This window comes from Ruminococcus sp. OM06-36AC, assembly GCF_003438725.1.
Lineage (GTDB): Bacteria > Bacillota > Clostridia > Oscillospirales > Ruminococcaceae > Ruminococcus_C > Ruminococcus_C callidus.
This window is the reverse complement of sequence record NZ_QSTT01000008.1, coordinates 67,061-90,950: the sequence shown is the minus strand read 5'-3', so window position 1 is coordinate 90,950 and position 23,890 is coordinate 67,061. Positions and strand designations below refer to the sequence as shown.

Here is a 23,890-nt window from a genome sequence, read left to right as displayed (position 1 = left end):
GTTGCACTTTATTCTCTTGACTTTCGCTCTCGTGCGACAGCTTTATTATTATATCACACTTCTTCTACTGTGTCAAGTAGAGAATTGTAAACATATATTTCTCCGAATTGTGCAGTATGCATACCTTCTCCTCAAATGCATACAAAAAGCCCGACTGTTTCCAATCGGGCTTTCGCATGATTCTATTCAAATTTTCTGTTATGCACTCTGACTGCTGCTGTCCATATCGATCTTGAACGCATCGTACTTCTTGATCGCACTGTCATTCTTCTCAACCTTCTGCTCGCCAGTCCAGCCGTCCAGCATATCCTCAAACGCATCACTATATGCCTGAGAGATCACAGTATTCTGCTGTGTTTCTGTCCACAGGTCGTCCTCTGTCATACGCTCCTTGATGTCACGGCACATTACGATATAGTAAGCCGTGTCATCTTCTACCACAGTTGCCACGCCATAGTTCTTCTGTCCGTCGCCGAATACATAGTCGTATACATTCTTGCACGGATTATAGGTCACATCTTCTTCCTTGGTGTTCTCTTTTGTAGTCACCTTTGCAATGATCTGTTCATTTGCATAGGGAGCAGTCGTGGTGGTAGTCACTTCAGAGCCGTTTTCATCGGTTTCCACAGCTGCTTCTGTCGTGGTAGTTTCTTCCGAAGCAGATTCTTCTGCCGCAGTGGTTTCCGCAGCTTCTTCTGCACCGGCAGTTTCTGTAGCAGCACTTTCCTCTGCGGCTGCGGTAGTTTCTGTGGTAGTTTCAGCAGCGACAGTAGTTGCTTCTGTTGTTGCTGCGATCTCGTTGCCGTCCGCATCAGTTGCAGAAGTAGCTGTTGCTGCGGCAGCTTCCTCGGAAATGGAAGTCACATAAGCGTTATAGTCGCTCTGCACGTTGTCCATTTCGTCTTCCATTGCGTCCTCATCGCCCTTGAGTGCGTTGATCTCGCCCAGATAGTCCTCGACCTTTGCCTTCATTTCCTTCTTGCCGGCATCATCCAGAGCCTCGCCGTTTCCATCTGTCAAATCAAACTTGATGTAGCGGACACGGGCATTGTTTTCCTCATAGTACTGCTTCAGATCGTCCTCGGTAGTGCCTTCTTCGCCGTCAACGCCGTAATAATAGAGGAATACTTCGTTGGTCATATACGTATTTTCCAGAACGCTCTTGACAGAATTCTTGGAAATGCCGTTCTTCTCGTAGATCTCGCCATTGGTATCCCAGAAAGAATCAATGGTGCTCTCCACATCTTTGGACTCTTCTTCTGTCAGGGACAGATCCAGTTCGTCGAACTTCTTTTCAATTGCCACATACCGCTGGCAATATTCCAGTGCCTTGTTCTTGATCCATTCTTCCGAGCTGACACCGTCCATTTTCTGTTCTTTTACGACATTGTCGTCCTTTACGTCCAGTTCCGAATTCTGGGACTGCAAGGTCTGTGTCAGTTCCATGTACGATGCATAGGAATAGTAGATATAGATACCTGCATTGATCTGCTCGCCGTCGATTGTCATTGCATACGCAGAACCGCTGCCGACAGTGCAGCCTGCACCAGCAACAGTCATTGCGGCAGCCGCCAAAGCAGCGGCAGCCTTTTTCCATTTGAACATAGTTTTGATACCTCCGAATAAAATAAACGGTCCCGAAATGCCGGTTCAAACCGCATTCCAAGCCAGCAGCAGGACAAAGGAAACGCCGCCGAAAGCCGGAGCATTCCCCGAACTGTCTTGCCCGATACTTTTTTATTATACTATATTTTTTCGCATAAGTCCATACTTTCACGAAATTTTTTTCAGATTCTCAGAAAACTTTGATTTTCAATTGATTTCGACGGACATTTGTGGTATAGTAGGTATGTACAAAAGGGACACATAGGCAATACCGCACAAAGATTGTGCGACAGATGCGTCGTCAAATTTTTCGTCAGATGAAACAAAAAGCGGAGTGAATACTTGATGTATTCACGAGCATTTTTGTGAAATATGACGGGAAATTTGCAAGCAGATGGCGTGCAAAGTCCCCAGACGCTCTTTGTGCGGGATTGCCCATACTGAAAAGCGTTTCCCGATCCTTAGAAAGGAGTTTTTTCTATGAAAGCACTCATCACCGGAGCAACCTCCGGCATCGGAAAAGCCATTGCACAGGAAATGAGCCGCCGCGGCATCTCGCTGATCCTGACCGGACGCAACGAAGAAGCCCTGCTCCGCATGCAGGAAACCCTGCCGGTGCACACCGAGATCATTGCACTGGATCTTGCGGAAAATCAGGCACCCTTTACACTGTATGAATTTTGCAGGGACAAGCACGTAGACATTCTGGTCAACAATGCCGGCTTCGGCGTTTTCGGAAAATTTTCCGAAACAGCATTACAGGAGGAACTGGAACTGCTGCAAGTCAACGTCAGAGCCTTGCACATTCTGACAAAGCTGTTTCTGCGGGACTTCAAGAAACGCAACTTCGGAAAGATCCTGAACGTTGCCTCCAGTGCCGGATTCCTGACCGGTCCCCTGTTCTCCTCTTATTATGCTTCGAAAAACTATGTGGTTCGGCTCTCGCTGGCGATTGCGGAAGAACTCCGCCGCGAAAAGAGCCGTGTCACGATCAGCATTCTCTGCCCCGGGCCAGTGGACACCGGCTTCAACGACCGTGCCGGCGTGCAGTTCCGTGTCAAGGCACTGACACCGGAAGCCGTTGCCAAAGAAGCAGTGTTCGGGCTGCTGACAGGAAAGCTGCTGATCATTCCGGGGCTGATGATGCGTGTAGGCGTTGCCGCGTCAAAACTGGTGCCGGAAAAACTGCTCTCCCGTATCCTCTACCATGTACAGGCAGCAAAACAGCCGGAACACAAGTAAGACACACAACCACACCGCAAAGCGGCAGACGACCTCCCATGTCATCTGCCGCTTTTGTGCAAATCTCCGAAAAATTGATTTCTGCACCTTTTCACGTATAAAGGCAATACCGCACAAAGATTGTGCGACAGATGCGTCGTCAAATTTTTCGTCAGATGAAACAAAAAGCGGAGTGAATACTTGATGTATTCACGAGCATTTTTGTGAAATATGACGGGAAATTTGCAAGCAGATGGCGTGCAAAGTCGCCAGACGCTCTTTGTGCGGGATTGCCTAAAATGTTGACAAAAAAGTGACGTAATGTTATAATGTATTTATTCACTATAACAACATGTGAAATGAAACACAGAACCCACAAGAATCGGAAAGAAGGAATGAAATCAAATGAAATTCAAAAAACTCATGGCGGCAGTCACCACCGGTGTGCTTGCTGTCACCAGTCTGTCCCTTTCGGGACTGATCGGCTCCGCAGAGGTGCAGGAGCTGATGAACGACACGTTCGAAAGCGGCTACGGAGCATGGAAAGGCGTAGGCTCCTCGCTGTCCCTGTCCACGGAGCAAGCCCACAACGGCGGCACTTCCCTGTACTGCTATGACCGCACCGCCAACTGGGGTGCTCCCCGCTGCTCCCTGACCGGAATCGTGGCTGCCGGACAAAGCTACGAGATCTCTGCCAGTGCCATGTACGAGGGCAGCGGTCAGCAGAACATGGCGATCAAAATGATCTACACCGATGCCAACGGCACAGACCACTACGATCAGGTTGCCGCCGCACAGGCAACTGCTGGACAGTGGGTGGAGATGAAGGGCAACTACACCGTTCCCTCCGGTGCCACCGGCATGATCCTCTATGTGGAGATGCCGGGTGCCAATACCGACCAGACCTATTATATTGACGACGTGGTCATCAAGGGCGAAAAGACAGAGATCCAGCTGGACGACAAATTCGAATCCGACTTCGACAACAACTCCACCCAGAAGTGGAACGGCCGCGGCAGTGCCAAGGTAGAACTCTCCACCAAGTACGCCCACAGCGGCACGACCAGCCTGTATGTTTCCGGCAGAACCCAGCTGTGGAACGGTGCCACCCGCAGTGCGTCCGACATCATGGAAGCCGGCGGCTACTATAAAGTCGGCACCTACGTGCTCTATGACGGCGACCAGTACACCGACACCCAGAAATTTTCCATTAACCTGCAATACGACCTGAACGGCAAGGAAAACTACTACACCATTGCCACCGAAACTGCAAACAAGGGCGAATGGAAATACGTGGGCAGCGAATTCACCGTGCCGGAGGGTGCGACCAACTTCTATATCTATGTACAGACCGGCTACACCAGTGCCCCCAAGGAACAGGATCTCATGAACTTCTACATGGACGATGCAGTCGGCGAACACCTGCCGGATCCTGCCATTCAGGACGACATCGCTTCCCTGAAAGATGCCTATTCCGACTACTTTAAGATCGGCTGTGCCTGTGCCGGTTCGGAATTCGCACAGGGTGCCACCAAAGACCTCATCAAAAAGCACTACAACAGCCTGACACTGGGCAACGAACTGAAGCCGGACAGCGTGCTGGATCAGGCACTGTCCCAGAAGTACGTGGCAGAAACCGGCGATGACACCATGCCCCAGATCTCTCTGAACGAAGCAGACGAGATTCTGAAATTCGCCGGCGAAAACAAAATTCCGGTACGCGGTCATGTGCTGGTATGGCACAGCCAGACACCGGACTGGTTCTTCAAGGAAAACTTCGATCCCAACGGGGCATGGGTTTCCAAGGACAAGATGACCAAGCGTCTGGAAAACTACATCAAGACCGTCATGGAAACGCTGAAAAAGGATTACCCCGATGTGGAATTCTACGCATGGGACGTGGTGAATGAAGCCGCTTCCGATGCCGGCACCATTCGCGATGCCGGTTCCAACAACGAGGTCAACGGACAGTCTGCATGGGTCAAGGTCTACGGCGACCAGTCCTATATCCCGCTGGCGTTCGAATTCGCCAAGAAGTACGCACCGGCAGGCTGCAAGCTGTTCTACAACGACTACAACGAATACTCCCCCAACAAACAGGCGTACATCATCAGCGACATTCTGAAACCGCTGGTGGAAAAGAACCTGATCGACGGCGTGGGCATGCAGTCCCACATCTCCATGAGTTATCCCACCATTGATCTGTACAAGTCCGCGATGCAGCAGTATGCAGACATGGGACTGGAAGTACAGGTCACCGAGCTGGACGTTTCTGAGAAGTCCAACGAATACGCCAACCAGCTGGCACTGGCACAGCGGTATCAGGACGTGTTCAAGATGTACAAGGAAATGAAGGATTCCGGCGTGAACCTGTCTGCTGTTGTCCTCTGGGGCATCACCGACTCCACCAGCTGGATCGGCGGCTATCCCCTGCTCTTTGACAAGGACTATCAGGCAAAGCCGTCCTATTACGCCGTGATCGACACCGACTCCGAAGTAGAAAAGCTCCAGACCATGACGGCATACCGCTATGACGGCACAGATGCCGATCTGGAACGGGCATTGGAAATCGGTACGGCACAGTATCTCAGCACCAAAACCGGCAGTACCAACACTTATTTCAAGGCAGCTTGGTCTGACGAAAACATGATCGTTCGCATCTACAATCCGGCAGTTTCAGCAGATGGCAAAAACTCCTATGTTGCAATTTACGGAAACCATGTGGATTCTATGGGAGGCTTCCCAATTGCCAGCCAAACCATTACTTCCGACACGGCATATATCGACCTGAAATGGAAATCCTACAGTAATGCTGGTTGGGAACCGAAAAGCGGCAGTACCGTGCACTTAGATGTATTCAACAATGATGCTGCATGGAATTGCATTGATCTGGCAAAAAGCTTTTTTGACATGATGAATGAAAGTGAACCGATTGGCGGCGGTGCATTGCCCACCTGCGGTATCGTCACCCTCGCAGAACAGCCCAAGTATGCCGAGGCAACCAAGACCGAAACACCCATTACTATTGATGGGGACATCGATGCCGCATGGGCAGATGCCAACACCATTGATGTCAACACCTACTCCATGGGCAACGGTGCGACCGCCGTTTCCAAAATGCTCTGGGACGAGAATTACTTCTATGTGCTGACCGAAGTCACCGATCCCGTACTGAGCGTGGCAAGTGCCAACGCCTACGAGCAGGACACCGTGGAAGTATTCTTCGACGAGAACAATCACAAAACTTCCTCTTACGAAAGCGACGACATTCAGTGCCGCATCAACTACGAGAACGACAAAACCGTTACCGACGGACGTTCCACTGACGCATTCCTCTCCGGCACGAAAAAGACCGACAAGGGCTATATCGTCGAGGTGGCAATTCCGTACACCATTGGTTCGTTCCACGCTGACCAGATCGTAGGCTTTGACGTACAGGTCAACGATGACGGCACCGGCGACGGCAAGCGTACCAGCATGGCCAACTGGAACGACCTCACCGGTCAGGGCTACATCAACACCAGCGGTTTCGGTGTACTGAAACTGGTGGGTGACGGCACAGTTACCACAGACACCACTGTAACGACCACCACCACTGGTACAACTTCCACCACAACAGAAACCGTCACCTCTGCCACCACCTCCGACAGCAGCACAAACACTTCGGAAAGCGGTGAAAGCGGACTGACACTGTACGGCGATGTCAACATGGACAGCCGTGTAGACATTACCGATGCTGTTCTGCTGAACAAGGCAGTGGCAAACGTTGTCACACTGGGAAGCACCCAGAAGAAGAATGCGGACTGCGATGCCGACAGCGAGATCAGCGGCAATGATGCTGTCGTCCTGCTGAAGTTCCTGGTATCCATTATCCACACCCTGCCCAGTGCAGAATAAGCGTACACTGACAAGCAAACACGATGTAACGGTTAAAAATGAGGATAAGCCTCCCTTGAAAAGGGAGGGGGACCAGCGAAGCTGGTGGAGGGATTCTGCTGAAATCTTTTCTTTTTATTTCAGATTTCACATAAAAAATCCCTCAGTCAGCACAAAGTACGCACTTTGGGTGTCTTTTCAAGGGAGCCTGATCTGTAAAGTTTTAAAATTACAATACTAGAGAAAATTCGAAAAGCGGAGATTCCATGTACCGGAATCTCCGCTTTTTGTAATATACGATTATACGAATTTTATTTATCCGATTCTTTGTTATAGAAAAACATAACCACTGCCATAGCAATGATGATACAGTACCCCAGAATGCTCAGCCAGTCGGGAATCTGTGCAAACAGCAAAAATCCCAAGCCTGCGGCAAAAATGATCTGGGTGTAATCGTAAACGGAAATTTCCTTTGCCGGTGCATAGCAGTACGCAGAAGTGACACCGAACTGTCCGCCTGCCGCCGAAAGCCCTGCCATAACCAGACACAACAGCTGCTTCCACGTCATAGGCTCATAGCAGAACAGCAGATACGGCAATGTCACCACACAGGAAAAGGCGGAGAAGAAAAAGACGATATACGCCTTATTCTCCCCGATCTGCCCCAGACGGCGTACCATGGTATAGGCAACGCCTGCCCCGAAGCCGCCCAGTAGTCCGATCAGGGACGGAAACAAATCCGCATTGGCAAAGGTGGGCTTGATGACACACAGTGCCCCCACAAATGCCCCCAGCACGATCAGCCCCTGTTTCCAGTTCAGTTTTTCCCGCAGAAAGATCCACGAACAGAGAATTGCAAAAAACGGGGACATCTTATTCAGAATCGACGCGTCCGACAGTGCCAGATGATCGATCGCGTAAAAATTGCACAGGATCCCCAGCGTTCCCGCCGTGGCACGCAGTACCAGAAACGGCAGAGATCCCTTTTTCGGCAGAAAGCAGCCGTGTTCCCGCAGGAGCATCGCCAGTGCGAACAACAGTGCTACCAGATTCCGGAAAAAGCTTTTCTGGATAAACGGCAGATCGCCGGAGAGCCGCACAAAGGCATTCATCCATGCAAAACAAAACGCCGACAAAATGATGCAGATCATGCCCTTCTGCCGGTCAGACAAAGAACGCTTTGTCATGATTTTCATCTTCTTTCATTGACGTGTTTTATGGCTGACATAGCCGCCGGTGAACTTGGAGGACAGGAACGTCTGTTCCCCATACAGCCCGTAATAGCCGGAGAGCAGATAGCTGACAGCAATTGCCAGCAGATAATACGGAGCACCCGCCATACCGAACAGTTCAGATGCGATCATCATAGAAGCCAGCGGGCAGTTGGTCACGCCGCAGAACAGTGCCGCCATGCCTACCGCCGCACAGAGAGAGGGCGAAATTCCCAGCAAGTGCCCGAACAGACAGCCAAACGTTGCCCCAATGAAAAAGGAAGGTACGATCTCGCCGCCCTTAAAGCCGCCGCCCAATGTCAACGCCGTGAAGATCATCTTCGCCAGAAACGCATACCAGACCACCTGCCCTGCCACGGCACGCCGCATCACCTCGCCGCCAATGCCCAGATAGTCCTGATTATGTACCAGCAACGCCAGCACCCAGAGCACACCGCTTGCCGCCAGAATCCGCAGATATGGATTTATGCAATACTTTTTCAGGAAGTGCTCCGTCTGGTGCAGCAGCACACAGAACAGAATGCTCACCGCCGCACAGCAAACGCCCAGCAGCAAAATTTTCAACGCCGGCACCACCTGAAACGCCGGAATTTCCCCGATCGTATACTTCGCCAGCGGAATGCCGCATTTGCCCGCCAGCCACGAAGCCGTCAGAGAAGCAATGGTACAGGGCACCAGTGCCGCATACCGCATGGCACCGACACACACCACTTCCATGGCGAAAACCGGTGCCGCAATGGGCGTGCGGAAAATTGCCGAAAACGCTGCCGACATGCCGCAGAGCATCAGCACCTGTTTATCCCGTTCCGCCAGACGGAACACCCGTCCCAGCACACTGCCCACACTGCCGCCCAGCTGCAACGCCGCACCTTCCCGTCCGGCACTGCCGCCGCAGAAGTGGGTCACTACGGTGGAAATGAAAATCAGCGGTGCCATTTGCATAGGCAGTTCCGTTTCTGCCCGCAGCGAAGCCAGCACCATATTGGTGCCCTTGTCGTTCTGGTCGTGACTGATGCGGTACAGCCACACGATCAGCAGACCGCCGGCGGGAAGTGTCAGCACTGTCCACCAATGCCCCGTCCGGAATGTCGTCACCCACTGTATGGCATACACAAAAGCAATCCCGATAAATCCCACCAGAACGCCCATCAGCACAGAGTAAAACACCCACCGCAGCAGCAGCCGCAAATGGGAAAGAATGTGGATACCGCTGTGCAGCAGCCGTCCTTTCCAGTGGGAAAGAAAACGTTCCCTTGAACGCATACCATTCCTCCTGACACAAACGCAATCCTCCGGAAAGTCATGCTTTCCAGAGGATTTCCGTCCAATTTTATTTGCAAGATATTTGCAAGGAAAGTGATTTCCTTAAGGCAACACCGCACAGAGCTTGTACGTAAGATGCCTTAATAGTTCTCAGCCTTGACCTGAAAATAGGACTGCGGGTGCTGGCAGACCGGACAGACCTCCGGAGCCTTTTTGCCTACGACAATGTGACCGCAGTTGGCACATTCCCAGATGACATCGCCGTCCTTGGAAAAGACGCAGTCGCCCTCGATATTGGCGAGCAGCTTGCGATAACGTGCTTCGTGTTCCTTCTCGATCGCACCCACCGCCTCAAACAGTGCCGCGATCTGTGTGAAGCCCTCTGCCTTTGCCTGCTCCGCGAACTCGACATACATATCTGTCCACTCGTAGTTTTCGCCGGCAGCCGCATCTTTCAGGTTCTCCGTTGTTTCCGGCATCACGCCGCCATGCAGCAGCTTGAACCAGATCTTCGCGTGTTCCTTTTCATTGTTGGCAGTTTCCTCGAACAGCTTGCCGATTTGCACATAACCGTCTTTCTTTGCCTTGGAAGCGTAATAATTATACTTGGTGAATGCCTGTGATTCGCCGGCAAATGCCGCCAGCAAGTTTTTTTCCGTCTGTGAACCTTTCAGTTCTGCCATGATATGACCTCCTTTTTATCTTGGAGAAAGCAAAACAAAACTGTTGCATACAAACAGGTTTTATTCCGCATTTTTCCTATGTGGTTCTTCGGTGGTTTTCAGCTGTGCCCGCTGTTCCGCCGCCTTTCGACAGGCGGGACACAATCCGGAAAAGACAATGTGATGGGATTCCACCAGAAAATCCTCGCAGCCTACGATCTTGCTGCACAGGTCGCTCTGATAGGGCATGTTCACATCGAACACCCGATTGCAGCTGCGGCATTCCAGATGATAGTGGGGCTTGGTGTTGAAATCGAAACAGTCTGCCCCGTCCGGAATGGGAATGTGCAGGATCTCGCCCTGCTCTGACAGGATCTTCAGATTCCGGTAGACCGTCGCCTTGCTGATCAGCGTGTTCTCTGCGGCGATCTCCCGAAAGATCTCGTCTGCCGTAGGGTGATTGTGCATTCGCCGTACCGTTTCCAGCACCAGACGACGCTGAAGCGTATTGCGATTTTTCATAAAAATCAATCCTTTAAGCCGAGCATATACAAGATATGCTCTAATAGTATCAGTTCTTAATTAACATTATATACTATCTGATTCGACTTGTCAAGAGATTTTTCTGAAAAGGCAACACAACAACATCATTTCCCTTCTTTTATTGTCGCCGGTTTCCGGAAGATTATACAAAAAAGCCTGCCTTGACAAAAAGCAAGACAGGCTCGATACCACAAATTACGCTTTACGGCAATACCGCACAAAGATTGTGCGACAGATGCGTCGTCAAATTTTTCGTCAGATGAAACAAAAAGCGGAGTGAATACTTGCTGTATTCACGAGCATTTTTGTGAAATATGAGAGTCTGTTTCGTATCTGACGCATGCAGATTGCGTCGTCAGATTTTTTGAGAGATGAAGGGAAAAACGGAGAAAATCCTTTGTGGATTTTCGAGTATTTTCCCGAAATATCTCGGAAAATATGCACGCAAGATGCGTGCGAGAAGATACGAAACAGGCTCTGACGGGAAATTTGCAAGCAGATGGCGTGCAAAGTCGCCAGACGCTCTTTGTGCGGTATTGCCTTACGCTTCGTCCGGTGTCAGGGAAACCGATTCCCCGTTCAGAATCTTATTGGAAGTCCGCATTGCACACATTTTTCCGCACATGGAGCAGGTATGACGATCCTGCGGCGGACGGCTCTCGAAATAATCCCGAGCCTTTTCGGGATCGATTGCCTGAGCAAACATGCCCTCCCAGTCAATCGCACAGCGAGCTTTGCTCATGGCGTTGTCCCAATCTCGTGCCCCCGGAATGCCCCGTGCCAGATCGGCAGCATGTGCGGCAATCTTCGAAGCCACGATGCCGTCCCGCACGTCCTGCAGATCCGGCAGGCGGAGATGCTCTGCCGGTGTGACATAGCACAGGAAATCCGCACCGCTCATGGCAGCAATGGCACCGCCGATCGCAGCTGTGATGTGGTCATATCCCGGAGCAACATCTGTTACCAGCGGCCCCAGCACATAGAACGGAGCACCATAGCACAGCCGCTTTTGCAGCTTCATGTTGGCAGCGATCTCGTCCATGGTCATATGTCCCGGCCCTTCTACCATTACCTGTACGTCGCGTTCCCACGCACGCTTGGTCAGGGCACCCAGTTCCACCAGTTCACTGATCTGTCCCGCATCAGTGCTGTCCGCATTGCAGCCCGGACGCAGAGCATCACCCAGACTGATGGTCACGTCATATTTCCGCAGAATGTCCAGCACGTCGTCATAGTATTCGTAGAACGGGTTTTCGTTGCCGGTCATCTCCATCCACGCGAACAGCAGCGAGCCGCCGCGGGAAACAATATTGGTGGTACGCTTCTGCCGCTTGAGAGCTTCCACCGCACGGCGGTTGATGCCGGCGTGAATGGTCTGGAAATCCACACCCTCTTTGGCATGTGCCTCCAGCACTTTCAGGAAGTCCGTTGCCTTGATGTCTGCCAAATCTTTTTCCAGATAGCCAATGGCATCATACATCGGCACGGTGCCGATCATTGCCGGCGACATTTCGATCAGCTGTTTCCGGAAAGTATGGGTCTTTCCGTAGTTGGACAAGTCCATGATCGCTTCGCACTGAAACTGAATTGCCAGCTTGACCTTTTCGAACTCTGCCGTGTAATCGTGGCAATCTCCGGAGATGCCCAGATTCACGTTCATTTTCGTCCGCAGTCCCTCGCCGATGCCGTAGGGGTGCAGGCTCTTGTGGTGGATATTTGCCGGAATGCAAATGGTACCCTTTGCCACCCGCTGCCGGATCAGTTCCGGCTCCAGATGTTCTTCCTTGGCAACAGTTTCCATTTCCGGTGTCAGAATGCCCTGTTTTGCGGCATCCATTTGTGTTGCATATGCAGCCATGTATTCTATTCCCTTCTTTTATGTAATATGATCTTTCTTTAAGCAATACCGCACAAAGAGCGTCTGGCGACTTTGCACGCCATCTGCTTGCAAATTTCCCTTCAGAGCCTGTTTCGTATCTTCTCGCACGCATCTGTCGCACAATCTTTGTGCGATATTGCCTTTAAAATTGCATAGTTATGTGCAATCGGTCCGTGTCCGTGTCCCAGCGACAATCCTGCCGCAATGGCACCGCTGATATATGCCTTTCCGCGGCGGACGCTTTCTTCCAGCGAAGCCCCCTGTGCCAGAAAAGATGCAATCGCCGAGGACAGGGTGCAGCCGGTGCCGTGGGTGTTGGGGGTATCCGTCCGCTGTCCGGAAAACCACGTGGCAGTGCCCGCCGCATAGAGCAGGTCGTTGCAGCTGCCCACGCTGTGTCCGCCTTTCAGCAGCACGGCAGTGTGATAGGTTTCGGACAGCTGTCGGGCTGCCTGCTCCATTTGCGGCGGCGAAGTGATGCTTGTTCCGGTCAGCTGTTCTGCTTCCGGCAAATTGGGAGTCAGCAGTTCCGCCAGCGGAAACAGCTGTTCCGTCAACGCCTGCTGTGCCTGCTGTTTCAGCAGCGGGTCACCGCTGGTGGCAACCATGACCGGATCCACCACCACATGGGGCAGCTGATACTGTGCCACTGCTTCTGCAATGGCGAGGATCTGCGGCGTATCGTACACCATGCCCACTTTGACGGCAGCCGGCGGAATGTCCTCACAGACCGCTGCAATCTGCTGCTTTAAAAATTCTGCCGGAACAGGACAAATGCCCTGCACCCCCAGCGTGTTCTGTGCAGTCAGTGCTGTAATGGCACTCATGCCGAAACAGCCCAGCATGGTCATGGTTTTCAGGTCTGCCTGAACGCCGGCACCGCCGCTGCTGTCACTGCCGGCAATGGTCAAAACCGGAGCAATCGTCATCTTCCCTGCTCCTTCTGCTGAAACGGTGCAGTCAGTTCCCGCATTGCCTGTGCGGCAGCTTCCACGTTCGGCTGTCCGAACACCGCGGAAACCACTGCCACGCCGTCAATGCCGGTATCGTACAGCTTCGGGATATTCTGGGCATTGATGCCGCCGATCGCCACCACCGGAATGGACACTGCCTGTCGAATATCGCAGAGTACATCATGGGGCAGAAAAGTGGCATCGTGCTTGGTCTGGGTGCTGAACACAGCACCGCACCCCAGATAGGTTGCTCCGTCCCGTTCTGCCTGTAACGCTTCTGCCACATTGTGGGCACTGGTTCCGATGATCGCCTGATCTCCCAGAATCTCCCGTGCCTGCTGGATCTTCATGTCCCGCTGTCCCACGTGCACGCCGTCTGCACCGAGGATTTTTGCCGCTTCTGCGTCATCGTCGATAATGCAGGGAATTCCCGCATCACGGCACAGCTGCAAAATGGGATATGCCAGCTCAATTCTCCGTTTGGTGGTACAGTTTTTTTCCCGAATCTGAAGCATGGTAATGCCGCCGGCAATGGCACGCTTTACCTGTTCCGCCAGATCTGCCGCCGGTGCAGTCACCGCGTACAGCTGATAGATCATTGGGTTTTGTTGCATTGAAATTCTCCTTTCTGTCAGGCAGCACCGCACAAGCTTTGTGCGGTGTTGCCCTAAAGAAAAAGCGTACCGCAAAGGCACGCTTTTCCACAAAATATCGTGTGTCGTTCCCTTCGTTGGCATTATCCAAATCAGGTGCGGTCGAGATGTCTGCATCTCCTCTCAGCCCACGCACAGCAAGCTCCCGTGTATCATGTTGTTCCAGTAATTGTTCCGGTTTCAGACCGTGTTCGCCGAAGGCTTCCGGCGAAACCGTGCCAGCATGTGCCGGGCACCCAGCCCGAAAAACTCCAGCATTGCCGCATACTTATCCACAAAAGTAATGGCATAGCTTTCCTTATAGTGGGGCATGCGGTGAGTCAGCGGCCACATGTGCTTTTCGATCATGTCCCGTTCCCGCGGGTTCAGGGCAAACCGGACTGCCGCATTCTGCATGGCAACTTCCGGATGATGTGCACTGTGGGACTTCTGGTTGGGAGAATCGGAACGGTCATAATCCGCTGTTTCATAAAAGTACAGATCATGAAGCAGCCCTGCTCTTGCTGCCGAAACCGCGTCCCAGTGGAAAAAGCGGCAGAGCAGGTAGTTATAATAGGAAACATTCAGGCTGTGCTGAAACCGTGTGGTATAATGATGATGACGAAACTGTTTCAACGCCTGTACATCTGCATGTTCCAAGATGTCTGCGACCAGCATGTAATATGCCTGCCGCGTCAGTTCTTTTTTCGAGCCTGTTGCATGAAGCAATACACGGCACCGTCCTTTCTGCAATTCCGCAAAGAACCATAGGTGCACCCGTTTGTGCAGCCTACCTCTATTTTAGTGTAACAGATTTCATATGATTTGTCAAGGGAATTTTTATGGCAGCACACACCTCAAAGCCTCTCCATTCGAAAAAATCCGACAAAAACCCCATTTGTATCTTGCACAACCTGTTCTGTCATGCTATAATAGAGAAAGCAATATTGTTTTATTTTGTCTTTATCGAAAGGAACGTACTATGTCAGTTCGAAAATCGCTACGCTGTTTCAGCATTCTTCTCGCGGCAGTCTGTATCCTGCCGCTTTGCACCGGTTGTTCCATACCATTTCTGGAACAGGAAGAAAGCGACGGCTCCGGCTATCTGTTTACCGCCAGCCTTGCTGCCAATCCCAAAAGTCTGGACCCCCAGTCTGCCACCGATGCCGCTTCGAAAACCATTATCGAAAACCTCTACGAGGGGTTGGTGGAGCTGGACGAAAACGGCTCTCCGCAGCTGGCGGCAGCGGAAAACTACACCGTTTCTCCGGACGGACTGACGTACACTTTCACGCTGAAAAGCGACCGCTTCTGGTTCTATGATGCCAATGCGGACGATGTCGTGGACGACGACGAAAAGTGGCAGGTCACTGCGGACGACTACGTCTATGCGTTCCAGAGAATCTTTGATCCGCAGACCCAGTCCCCCTATACCAGCATGTTCTCCTGTCTGCAAAATGCCGATGCGGTGCAGAGCGGACAGCTGACACCAGAGGAGATCGGTGTCCGTGCCGTCAGCAGTACGGTGCTGCAATTTTCCCTGTCCCGTCCGGACGCAGAATTTTTCAGCAATCTCGCTTCCACTGCCGCCATGCCATGCAGCGAAACCTTTTTCCAGCAGACCAAAGGCAGATACGGACTGGACAAGGATTCTGTTGCCTCCTGCGGGGCATTCTATCTCCGCCTGTGGTTCTACGACCCCTACGGCAACCAAAACCAGATCTTCATGCGTCGCAATTCTGTCAACGCCGAAGCACGTCGGGTGTACCCCACCAATCTGACATTCCAGATTCGGAAAAGCAACAACGAAACCGCCGCAGATTTTTCCAACGGCACAGCAGACCTGTTTATCAGCCCCGTTTATCAGGCACAATACATGGAGAGCAGCAACTATGCCGTCACCGCCAGCCGTGCCACTACGCTGGGACTGATCTTTAACCCAAACGATGCTGCTTTTTCCAACCACAAGATTCGCCAAGCCCTTTCCATGGGCATTAACCGTGCCAACATTGGCAAGAACTCCAACGGTGATCTGCTGCCGGCATACGGACTGATCCCACCGGCAATCCACTGGAACGGCACCGCCTACCGCGACAGCTGTCCGGAGGCACAGACTGCCTATGATGCCAATGCTGCCCTTGCCCTGTTTCAGGAGGGCATGCAGGAGATTGGCAAGGAATCGCTGGATTCCACCAAGATCCTGGTCTGCTCGGCTCTGATGGACTGCGAAAATCTCCACGACATCATTCAGACATGGCAGGAGGTTTTCGGTTTTTACATCGGCATTGAAGAAGTTTCCGAGTCGGACTACTGGAAACGGCTCGCCGACCAGACCTATACCGTTGCAGTCTACGGCATCACCGCCGGTTATGACAGCCCCGTCGGTGTGCTGGATCAGTTTTACTCCCGCACCAACCAGTTCTATTACGCCAACGGCTCTGTCGATGCGGCGATCAACGCCCTGCACCAGTGCAGTTCTGCGGAAGCACTGCAGCAGCAGTGTGCACAGCTGGAGCAGACCATTCTGAACGAATCCTGTTTCCTGCCGATCTTCTACAAGAACCAGTACTGCATCACCAAGAGCAGCAACAAAGACATTGGCTACGATCCGTTTTCCGGTGCACTGAATTTCCGGAACGCCAAGCATTTTGAATAGTTCCAGAAATTTCCTTGTTCCCTTTTGAGCTCTGCTGCATACAATAAGAATACCAGCAGGGCCTGCTTTGAAATAGATGCTGCTTATCAGCAAAGGGCTGCTGCCGGCAATGTGTTTTCCGCACATGTCGGCAGCAGCCCTTTTTATAGCACCGCACAAGCTTTATTCCGTATTTTCTTAATCGTCCCCGCGGTCTTTTTCCCGCAGGCGTTTTTCAATGCGTTCCCGATCTCTCTGGGAAATGCCATTGGTCTGTTTCAGCTTCCGCAGTTCCGCTTCGGTTTTTCCATAGAAGTCCTTGGGATTCCGGTCGTTGTCGTTTCGCATATCTGCTGCCTCCTATGCCTTTTTGGTCTTCCAGTTCTGCAAATCATTTTCGAACCGGTTCACCTGATCGTGTCTGCCCACCACTGCCAGAATATCCGGTGCCCGCAGAACGGTCTGCGGCGTGATGTTTACAGTCACTTCTTCGCCACGCTTCAATGCGATGATGTTCAGCCCGTACCGCTGCCGCACATTCATTTCCTGTACGGTCATCTCCTTTGCAGATTCGGGAATGGAAATTTCAGTAATGCTGATGTCATCGTTCAGGGCAATGTACTCCATGACGCGGGGAGCCAGCAGCCGGTTTGCCAGACGAATCCCCATTTCCCGTTCCGGATATACCACTTCAGCACCGATCTTTTCCAGAACGCTGCCCTGTTCCTCGGTCAACGCCTTGGCAATGACATGGGGCACACCCAGCTGCAAGACGATCATCGAGGTCAGAATGCTCACTGCCAGATTGCCGCCGATACCGATAATGACTGTATCGCAGTTCTGAATGCCCACATTCCGCAGGTTTTCCTTGGACAGATCTGCCATCAGATAGGCGTTGTCCGTAAACGCCACCGCATCATTGATCACCGTTTCGCTCTTGTCAATGACGATCAGGTCTTTTCCGGATTCCGCTAGACGTTTCGCCAGTGCAAAGCCAAACCGTCCCAGTCCGATCACAGCATATAATTTTTCTTTTTTCGAAGAATTTCTCATATTATTCACGCTCCTGTTATTATCCCACAGAAATAGTTTCTTCCGGTCTTAAAATCTCGCTGTTTCTTCTGCCCTGCACAATCCACAGCGTTGCCACCGTCAGCGGTCCCAGCCGCCCGATGTACATCGTCAAAATCAGAACCAGCTTGCTCAGACCGGACAGTCCACCGGTCAGCCCGCAGGAAAGCCCCACGGTCGCAAAGGCAGAGGTGGTTTCCACCAGCACCTGAATGAACGAAGCATCTGGTTCCAGCATACACAGCAGAAATGTTGAAACCAGCACCACAGACAACCCCATCAGAAAAATCATCAGAGCCTTATCCCGCACTTCCTGCGAAAACCGCCGCCGGAACACAGTGGGGTGCTGATTTCTGGTATAGGCGATCGCCGACCAGATGCAGACGAACAGCGTAGTCACCTTGATGCCGCCGCCGGTAGAGCCGGGAGCTGCTCCCACAAACATCAGCAGAACCATGCAGAGCAGCGAGGCGTTGGAGAAGTCCCCCAGATCATAAATGGAGAACCCTGAAGTCCGCGTCACGGCACTATAGAAAAAGGACTGCACCCATGTCAATCCATGCTGTGTGGCGTGGAGCAGCAAAGTGCCTACTGTCAGCAGCAGCACAGTCATGGTCAGCACTACCTTGGTGTGCAGCGAAAACCGCCGGAACCGCCGTTTCTGTGCGATGTTCAGCATCACCACAAATCCCAGTCCGCCACAGATCGTCAGTGCCGAGGTCAGCAGCAGCATGGGCACGTGGTTCCGGTACACCGCAAGGCTGCTGCCGCCGATCAGGTCAAAGCCGGCATTGTTGAATGCGGAAACAGAATGGAACACACTGAGCCACACCGCCTTTCCCACCGGATAATCCTGCACAAAAATCGGAAAGGACAGCACGGCTCCCGCACCCTCAATGCCAAATGTCACCATCAGCATCACTTTCAGCAGCCGCAGAATGCCCTGAAAGCTGGGCTGGTTCAAAGATTCCTTGATCAGTGTTCGTTCCCGAATGCCGATCTTCTTGCCGGTCAACAGGATGATGCCTACACCCAGCGTGGTGATTCCCATGCCGCCGATCTGGATCAGCAGCAAGAGGACTGCCTGTCCGAATCCGGAAAGCACTGCATTACACTGAATCGAGGAAAGGCCAGTGATGCACACGCCGCTTGTGGCAGTGAACAGGGCATCGATAAAAGACAGCGACTGCCCCGACTGGTGCGAGATCGGCAGCATCAGCAAGCCCGTTCCCAACAAAATCAAAAAAGCGAATCCGGCGGCGATGACACGCCCCGGCGTAAAAAAACGATTCCATCTCATATGCTGTTCTCCTTAAAAGAAAAAGCCGGCACACACTGTCCGTGTACACCGGCTTTTTTCGAAATGCATTCAGTCCAAATCCATCGTCATACTTCAAACGCCAAAGCCATTTTTCCGAATACAAAATCACAGGTTTACTGTGCAGTATCTTCTGTTTCTGCACTTCCCGCAGCGGCATCGGTTTCCTCCGAAGAAACCGGTTCGGCAGTGGTTTCATACACCTCTGCCGGTGCAGCCTGAGCCGACTTGCGAGCCTCACGCTCTGCCTGTTCTGCTTCTCTTGCTGCACGGCGTGCAGCCTCTGCTGCTTCTGCCTCTGCTTTCCATTTGCCATAGGACTCGTTCTTATGGCCGCACTCCGGACAGAACTTCTGCCCGTCGTTGACCTTAGAACCGCATTCCGGACAAATGCTTGCGTTGTCCAGCCCTGCAAGTTCCGACTTCAGCACATCGATCTGTGCGATCAGGTCAGAAGCCTGCTGGAACAGACCTTCGTACTGCTCCTCCGGCTGGCACTGGTTCTCCACATAATAGCGGGAACCGATTTCCTGATAAATGGTCTGGAGCGACTCATTACAGCTGTTGATCATGCGGCGTACCCGTGCACGGGCAGTCGCCTTCTTGGAAGTATCTGCAACTTCCCTCGCCATTTTTCCCACGTCGTCGCTCATTTTCCGAAACTGATCACGAAAATCCATTTTATTCTCCTCCACAAAAGCGTTCTGCTGATTTTGATCCGATCATTGTTATTGTATGACAGTCCCCTGCCATTTGATTCCCGAAACACAACTTCAAAGCAACGTTTCAAAACAAGCAGTCTGCCCTATGGTATTATTCGATTTTTTAAGGAAACACTGAATAAAGCTTGTGCGTAAGATGCGTAATCAGATTTTTCGACAGATTGTACAGAAATTTCGCAGGCAGACTGTATGTCTGGCAAGGGATTTCTGGGCAATATGACGGAAAATCTGCACGCAGATTGCGTACAAAGCCGTCAGGCGGGCTTTATACAGCGGTTCCTTACCCGCAAACATATGCGAATCTGGCACTGCGAAGTCCCAGAGTGCTTCTGAATGCGTCGCCGTTTACTGTTTTCTGACCGTCGATGTTTACCGAACGGACATAGCCGCTGTCGCCGACTTCCAGCCGGATCCAGTTGGACGGATTTGCTGAAAGAGAAACGCCATAGGCATTCTGAATACGGGAGCGTACTTCGTCCACAGACATATAGGTGACCACACCATAATAAGGATCGTATTCCGCATCGTATTCACTGGGGACACTGACCAGATAATCATACTGTCTGCCCCAGATGTCTGCCGCACTGGCAGTCGCACCGCCGCTGGACGCACCATAAACTGTCAACGCATAGCTTCCGTCATAATACAGTGCCTGTCCGGCGACTGCGGAAACTGCATCGATCACATTCTGCGGCGGATTCGGTTTCAGGATCACATTGTTGACACTGCCGCCGTTAAACATGATGTATGTATAAGCGGCGATCGCCTGTGCCTTCATGGCTTCCGGATGCATGGTAGAACTCATCTCGTTGTATACGATCTGAGAAATAATATCCACATAGCTGCCGGTAACACCGTTGGCAGTCACGGTGCTGCCTGCACCTTCCTGCACCAGTGTGGTTCCGGGGAAGTAGTGGAACAAAATCGACTGATAGTCATAACCGCCGTAAGTGGCGTAATTATTCGCACCGTTCTGGCTCATGCCAACACAATGTCCATATCCATAAGTGGTAAATGCAAACTGACCGGCACTGACAGATGCTGCCATAGAGGCGGCTGCACCGATGTTTGCACTGCCCTCTGTGCCGGAAGAACCGATCGGCACGGTGACTTCTTTCAGCGCTGTCGCATTCTGAATTGCCGCAGCCTGTTCTTCCGACGGTGTAACTTCTTCATACTGAACCAAAGATAAGCTGGAATCGTAATCTGAAATTTCAGCTTTCCACAAAGTATCGTCGCTTTCGTTTGCCGCAGTTGTCGTGTCAGTGACAGCAGTACTAGTACCTGCTGTTTCTGTTTCCGGCACTGCATAGGCACTGACGGCACAGGTTCCTGCCAGCAGTGCTGCAACTGCAAGTGCAATACCCATTTGTGGGTAACGTATTTTCATATCAAAACTCCATTTTTACCGACAAAATGCCGGGTAGTAAAAGGCGATTCTCATCGCCCGAAAGCCGCAGACATTGCTGCCGCGGCTTTCTGCTGCACAGCAGTACCGTCTAGGTCAAGCCCTCCGGTCGTGTCACTCCTGTGCAGCGGCGGTTTCACTGCTGCCGCCCTGAATGGTTTTCAGCATGGACGCAGTATCTTCGCCGTCGCGAAGCCGGCGTGCCACGATGACAAACCGTGAGTTATCCTCATCGGAATAGCAGGTGGAGAGCGTCAGCAGGCTGTCCCCATACTGCACGTCAATGGGATTGTCGATCATATTCTTCGCGTTGACAGAACCCATGAAGCTGTCAAATGTGGTCTTGTCGTCCAGTTCCTCCATTTGCCAGTACTTGAAATCTGAATCCGCATTGCCGCTGGTAATAATCAGACCAACCATGACATACGTATAGTCCGCATAGTTGGAGCTGAATGTGATAAACGGTGCTTCCTTGTAATAGGACGGGTTCTGACGGTACTGCCGCAGAGAGCCGAACATGGTGTTGTCTGCCATGTTGTGACCGTACAGGACAATGTTTTCCGACCACTGATCCGGATAGGCACCGAACGAATCAGTGCAGTCCATGAATACAGTGCCGGCACGGAATTCCTGTCCGTCAAAGCCGTGATCCAGATAATATTCATTATCCGCAGTCTGTACCACAGGGTTGTCCACCTGTGTACCGTCAATGGTGATATAACCGACCGTATCCGGATTCTGAGCCAGCAGCTTTTTAGCACGCTCTGTCAGTTCCGGTGCCGCAGTTGCGGCCTCCGTCGGTGCCTCTGTGGCAGGTGCAGAAGTTGCAATGCCCGCGTTCTGATCGATCTGTTCTCCGCAGCCTGTGGCAAAGAGAGAAAAGACCAATGCTCCGGCGACTGCACCGATTTGCCATTTCTTCATATTCGAATTCCTCATTTCCATTATCGCCCTTCTGCATCAACCGTAAGGAGCAAAAGGGGCATCAGGGTTGTATGTCTTTTCATTCCACAAATAATACACATTGGGCCATTTGATGTTGGGATTGGGTATGCTGCCGGCGATTCGCTCGTTGGGATCCTCGCCGTCCCGCACACGCCGTGCCACGATCACCAGACGTGCCGTATCAAAGGCATTATTGCAGGTGGAAAGTGTCAGCAGCTGGTCGCCGTATTTCACATCTACATTCGTGATGCGGAGCGTCCGCCGCTTGACTTCGTTGACATAGTTATAAAATTCTGTTTCATCTGCAAAATCAATTGCGTTCCAGTAGTCAAAACGAGTGTCCGTCGTATCCTCGGCATCTGCAATAAAGTAGCCGAAGATCTTATACTGGTAGGTTTCGTAATTGGAATTCAGCGAGATCAGCGGATGTTCATCATAATAGTTTTCATCGGTACGGTAATATTTTAGCGTACCAAACATGGAAAGGTCACGCATGTTGTGCCCGTAGATGATCAGGTTGTCCGAATTCGGCGTTTGCAGGGTGCCGTCCTCACCCACGTCATCGAACGAACAGCGGTAGTCCAGAAAGATCGAGCCCGGCTTGGAATCCTCTTTCTGCACATTCCGGTAGAGATAGTACTCATTTCCCGGCTCATCGTCCAGATGGTGCAGCACCGGATAATCCACTTTGGTACCCGGAATCGAGATCCAGCCGTTGATCTCTGAATTCATCGCCAGCAGGTCTGCCGCACCCGGCAGCAGCGTGTAGATCTTTTCCGTAGGTTCTTCTGATTCCGGCTGCGGCTGAGTGAGTTCCGTGGTCTGGGTGGCAAAGTTGGCGTGATACGCCGAACCAATGTCATCATACATCTTGTCTGCACGGAAAATGTCCACAAAGTACAGCACGATCAGGACAACGCACACCAGAAACACTGCCGCGGAAAACAGGAAAATACTCTTTCGCACCACTTCGCCTCCCGAATCTCCCCGCTGCGGAAACAGATCCAGCATCTTCTGCCCGAACGTTTTCTTCTTCGGTTTCGGGGACACGCGGGACGGTGGCGGCGGATATTTTTCCGGATGTTCTTTCTGGTCTTTGACCTGTCGGATCTGATATGCCACCCGCAGGGAAACCGCTTCTTCTTCCTCTTCCTGTGCAATGTGGAACAGCGTTGTCCGAATCGCCTTGATCTTGTCTTTCGGTTCGCTGGGCGTTTTGCTCTTGGCTTCGCCTTTTTCTGAAGAATCGGTTTCCGGTTCTTCCGACAGCACAGTCCAGGAACACTCTGCTCCCCCGGCTTCCGGCGGTGCCGGTGTTTCCGAAGATTCCGCAGATGTTACAGCGGTTTTTTCTTCTTCCTGCATTCTGTTTCCTCCATCAGGATCCGTTCTGCGACACCGAATATGCACACAGCGGCTCCATGACGGATCTCCTCCCGCGTGTGCAGACCGTATCGCCAAAGCTGCAGGTGCATGACATATTCCTGTTTGCCGTACAGGATCCCTGCATAGACTGTCCCCACTGGCTGTTCCGGCGTTCCGCCGCCGGGACCGGCAAGTCCCGTCACTGACAGACACAAATCCGCCTCCGCCTGTGTTCGCAGTCCCTGCACCATGGCAGAAGCCACTTCTGCACTGACCACGCCTTTTTCGGCGATCAGTTCTGCCGGAACGCCCAGCAACTTGGTTTTCATGCGTTCCGCATAGGTACAAAGTCCCAGTTCAAACACATGGGACGCTCCCGCAACAGAAGTGATCTTCTGGGACAACAAACCGCCGGTACAGCTTTCCGCCGTAGCGACTGTCTGATGTTCTCCATCTAGTAATTGTACAATATGTGCAAGGGTTTTGTCAAGTACTTTTTCTGTATCCTGATAGACACGACACAATTTTTTTTCATCTAATAACGTATATGCCATATTCCA

Annotated in this window: 20 protein-coding genes and 1 riboswitch; of the genes, 3 read left to right on the top strand and 17 right to left on the bottom strand. The window is 51.9% G+C overall.

The window, feature by feature from the left end; all coding sequences use genetic code 11:
• Positions 1 to 198 precede the first annotated feature (198 nt).
• The gene (locus DXB92_RS07685) at positions 199 to 1,605 is read right to left on the bottom strand and encodes a hypothetical protein (RefSeq protein ID WP_117733415.1); all 1,407 of its coding nucleotides are present in this window, start codon (positions 1,603 to 1,605) and stop codon (positions 199 to 201) included.
• 480 nt (positions 1,606 to 2,085) lie between these two features.
• Here DXB92_RS07685 and DXB92_RS07680 point away from each other — a divergent pair, with 480 nt between their 5' ends.
• Entirely contained in the window at positions 2,086 to 2,847 is a 762-nt protein-coding gene (locus DXB92_RS07680) for an SDR family oxidoreductase (RefSeq protein ID WP_021683602.1), read from the top strand.
• Positions 2,848 to 3,231: 384 nt separating this feature from the next.
• Positions 3,232 to 6,723 (top strand): endo-1,4-beta-xylanase, encoded by a 3,492-nt coding sequence (locus tag DXB92_RS07675; protein ID WP_117733414.1) that lies wholly within the window; start codon positions 3,232 to 3,234, stop codon positions 6,721 to 6,723.
• Positions 6,724 to 7,013: 290 nt separating this feature from the next.
• Here DXB92_RS07675 and DXB92_RS07670 read toward each other — a convergent pair whose 3' ends face one another.
• The 8 genes from DXB92_RS07670 to DXB92_RS07635 all read right to left on the bottom strand — a co-directional run bounded on the left by DXB92_RS07670 (position 7,014) and on the right by DXB92_RS07635 (position 14,595).
• Positions 7,014 to 7,889, bottom strand: a complete 876-nt coding sequence (locus DXB92_RS07670) for a DMT family transporter (RefSeq protein WP_242823524.1) — start codon at positions 7,887 to 7,889, stop codon at positions 7,014 to 7,016.
• A gap of 15 nt (positions 7,890 to 7,904) precedes the next feature.
• Positions 7,905 to 9,197: a chloride channel protein gene (locus DXB92_RS07665; protein ID WP_117733413.1), complete on the bottom strand. Its 1,293-nt coding sequence runs from the start codon at positions 9,195 to 9,197 to the stop codon at positions 7,905 to 7,907.
• A gap of 140 nt (positions 9,198 to 9,337) precedes the next feature.
• Complete coding sequence (rbr, locus tag DXB92_RS07660; protein ID WP_021683597.1) at positions 9,338 to 9,880, bottom strand: rubrerythrin; 543 nt, start codon at positions 9,878 to 9,880, stop codon at positions 9,338 to 9,340.
• Between the two features lie 60 nt (positions 9,881 to 9,940).
• The gene (locus DXB92_RS07655) at positions 9,941 to 10,381 is read right to left on the bottom strand and encodes a transcriptional repressor (protein ID WP_117733412.1); all 441 of its coding nucleotides are present in this window, start codon (positions 10,379 to 10,381) and stop codon (positions 9,941 to 9,943) included.
• A 562-nt stretch (positions 10,382 to 10,943) separates the two neighbouring features.
• A complete protein-coding gene (gene thiC, locus DXB92_RS07650) occupies positions 10,944 to 12,260 on the bottom strand; it encodes a phosphomethylpyrimidine synthase ThiC (protein WP_021682153.1) in 1,317 nt (438 codons plus the stop codon).
• Between the two features lie 101 nt (positions 12,261 to 12,361).
• Positions 12,362 to 13,204, bottom strand: coding sequence for a bifunctional hydroxymethylpyrimidine kinase/phosphomethylpyrimidine kinase (gene thiD / locus DXB92_RS07645; RefSeq protein ID WP_117733423.1), 843 nt, complete (start codon positions 13,202 to 13,204; stop codon positions 12,362 to 12,364).
• A gap of 2 nt (positions 13,205 to 13,206) precedes the next feature.
• Complete coding sequence (gene thiE / locus DXB92_RS07640; RefSeq protein ID WP_117733411.1) at positions 13,207 to 13,848, bottom strand: thiamine phosphate synthase; 642 nt, start codon at positions 13,846 to 13,848, stop codon at positions 13,207 to 13,209.
• A gap of 91 nt (positions 13,849 to 13,939) precedes the next feature.
• Positions 13,940 to 14,046, bottom strand: a riboswitch (TPP riboswitch).
• A 21-nt stretch (positions 14,047 to 14,067) separates the two neighbouring features.
• The gene (locus tag DXB92_RS07635) at positions 14,068 to 14,595 is read right to left on the bottom strand and encodes an HAD family hydrolase (protein ID WP_117733410.1); all 528 of its coding nucleotides are present in this window, start codon (positions 14,593 to 14,595) and stop codon (positions 14,068 to 14,070) included.
• A gap of 253 nt (positions 14,596 to 14,848) precedes the next feature.
• Here DXB92_RS07635 and DXB92_RS07630 point away from each other — a divergent pair, with 253 nt between their 5' ends.
• Positions 14,849 to 16,522, top strand: coding sequence for a peptide ABC transporter substrate-binding protein (locus DXB92_RS07630; RefSeq protein ID WP_181976971.1), 1,674 nt, complete (start codon positions 14,849 to 14,851; stop codon positions 16,520 to 16,522).
• Between the two features lie 177 nt (positions 16,523 to 16,699).
• On the opposite strand, the gene DXB92_RS13650 is transcribed toward DXB92_RS07630, so the two are convergent.
• The 8 genes from DXB92_RS13650 to DXB92_RS07595 form a co-directional block, all read right to left on the bottom strand.
• Positions 16,700 to 16,849: a hypothetical protein gene (locus DXB92_RS13650; RefSeq protein ID WP_181976970.1), complete on the bottom strand. Its 150-nt coding sequence runs from the start codon at positions 16,847 to 16,849 to the stop codon at positions 16,700 to 16,702.
• 12 nt (positions 16,850 to 16,861) lie between these two features.
• A complete protein-coding gene (locus DXB92_RS07625) occupies positions 16,862 to 17,554 on the bottom strand; it encodes a TrkA family potassium uptake protein (RefSeq protein ID WP_117733408.1) in 693 nt (230 codons plus the stop codon).
• A gap of 19 nt (positions 17,555 to 17,573) precedes the next feature.
• Positions 17,574 to 18,872 (bottom strand): potassium transporter TrkG, encoded by a 1,299-nt coding sequence (locus DXB92_RS07620; protein WP_117733407.1) that lies wholly within the window; start codon positions 18,870 to 18,872, stop codon positions 17,574 to 17,576.
• Positions 18,873 to 19,006: 134 nt separating this feature from the next.
• Entirely contained in the window at positions 19,007 to 19,570 is a 564-nt protein-coding gene (locus tag DXB92_RS07615; RefSeq protein WP_117733406.1) for a zinc ribbon domain-containing protein, read from the bottom strand.
• A 322-nt stretch (positions 19,571 to 19,892) separates the two neighbouring features.
• Positions 19,893 to 21,002: a SpoIID/LytB domain-containing protein gene (locus DXB92_RS07610; protein ID WP_117733405.1), complete on the bottom strand. Its 1,110-nt coding sequence runs from the start codon at positions 21,000 to 21,002 to the stop codon at positions 19,893 to 19,895.
• A gap of 132 nt (positions 21,003 to 21,134) precedes the next feature.
• Positions 21,135 to 21,944, bottom strand: coding sequence for a class B sortase (locus DXB92_RS07605; protein WP_051343732.1), 810 nt, complete (start codon positions 21,942 to 21,944; stop codon positions 21,135 to 21,137).
• Between the two features lie 36 nt (positions 21,945 to 21,980).
• A complete protein-coding gene (gene srtB / locus DXB92_RS07600; protein WP_117733404.1) occupies positions 21,981 to 23,330 on the bottom strand; it encodes a class B sortase in 1,350 nt (449 codons plus the stop codon).
• On the bottom strand, positions 23,303 to 23,884 hold the full coding sequence (locus DXB92_RS07595) for a CinA family protein (RefSeq protein WP_117733403.1): 582 nt from the start codon (positions 23,882 to 23,884) through the stop codon (positions 23,303 to 23,305). The genes srtB and DXB92_RS07595 overlap by 28 nt, the downstream gene beginning before the upstream one ends.
• Positions 23,885 to 23,890 lie beyond the last annotated feature (6 nt).

Coding starts and splice junctions, on each gene's coding strand:
- DXB92_RS07630 (WP_181976971.1), top strand. CDS start 14,849: ATGTCAGTTCGAAAATCGCTACGCTGTTTCAGCATTCTTCTCGCGGCA.
- DXB92_RS07670 (WP_242823524.1), bottom strand. CDS start 7,889: ATGACAAAGCGTTCTTTGTCTGACCGGCAGAAGGGCATGATCTGCATC.
- DXB92_RS07605 (WP_051343732.1), bottom strand. CDS start 21,944: ATGAAGAAATGGCAAATCGGTGCAGTCGCCGGAGCATTGGTCTTTTCT.
- DXB92_RS07665 (WP_117733413.1), bottom strand. CDS start 9,197: ATGCGTTCAAGGGAACGTTTTCTTTCCCACTGGAAAGGACGGCTGCTG.
- DXB92_RS07610 (WP_117733405.1), bottom strand. CDS start 21,002: ATGAAAATACGTTACCCACAAATGGGTATTGCACTTGCAGTTGCAGCA.
- DXB92_RS07655 (WP_117733412.1), bottom strand. CDS start 10,381: ATGAAAAATCGCAATACGCTTCAGCGTCGTCTGGTGCTGGAAACGGTA.
- DXB92_RS07680 (WP_021683602.1), top strand. CDS start 2,086: ATGAAAGCACTCATCACCGGAGCAACCTCCGGCATCGGAAAAGCCATT.
- DXB92_RS07685 (WP_117733415.1), bottom strand. CDS start 1,605: ATGTTCAAATGGAAAAAGGCTGCCGCTGCTTTGGCGGCTGCCGCAATG.
- thiC (WP_021682153.1), bottom strand. CDS start 12,260: ATGGCTGCATATGCAACACAAATGGATGCCGCAAAACAGGGCATTCTG.
- srtB (WP_117733404.1), bottom strand. CDS start 23,330: ATGCAGGAAGAAGAAAAAACCGCTGTAACATCTGCGGAATCTTCGGAA.
- DXB92_RS13650 (WP_181976970.1), bottom strand. CDS start 16,849: ATGCGAAACGACAACGACCGGAATCCCAAGGACTTCTATGGAAAAACC.
- DXB92_RS07615 (WP_117733406.1), bottom strand. CDS start 19,570: ATGGATTTTCGTGATCAGTTTCGGAAAATGAGCGACGACGTGGGAAAA.
- DXB92_RS07625 (WP_117733408.1), bottom strand. CDS start 17,554: ATGAGAAATTCTTCGAAAAAAGAAAAATTATATGCTGTGATCGGACTG.
- thiE (WP_117733411.1), bottom strand. CDS start 13,848: ATGCAACAAAACCCAATGATCTATCAGCTGTACGCGGTGACTGCACCG.
- rbr (WP_021683597.1), bottom strand. CDS start 9,880: ATGGCAGAACTGAAAGGTTCACAGACGGAAAAAAACTTGCTGGCGGCA.
- DXB92_RS07620 (WP_117733407.1), bottom strand. CDS start 18,872: ATGAGATGGAATCGTTTTTTTACGCCGGGGCGTGTCATCGCCGCCGGA.
- DXB92_RS07675 (WP_117733414.1), top strand. CDS start 3,232: ATGAAATTCAAAAAACTCATGGCGGCAGTCACCACCGGTGTGCTTGCT.
- DXB92_RS07595 (WP_117733403.1), bottom strand. CDS start 23,884: ATGGCATATACGTTATTAGATGAAAAAAAATTGTGTCGTGTCTATCAG.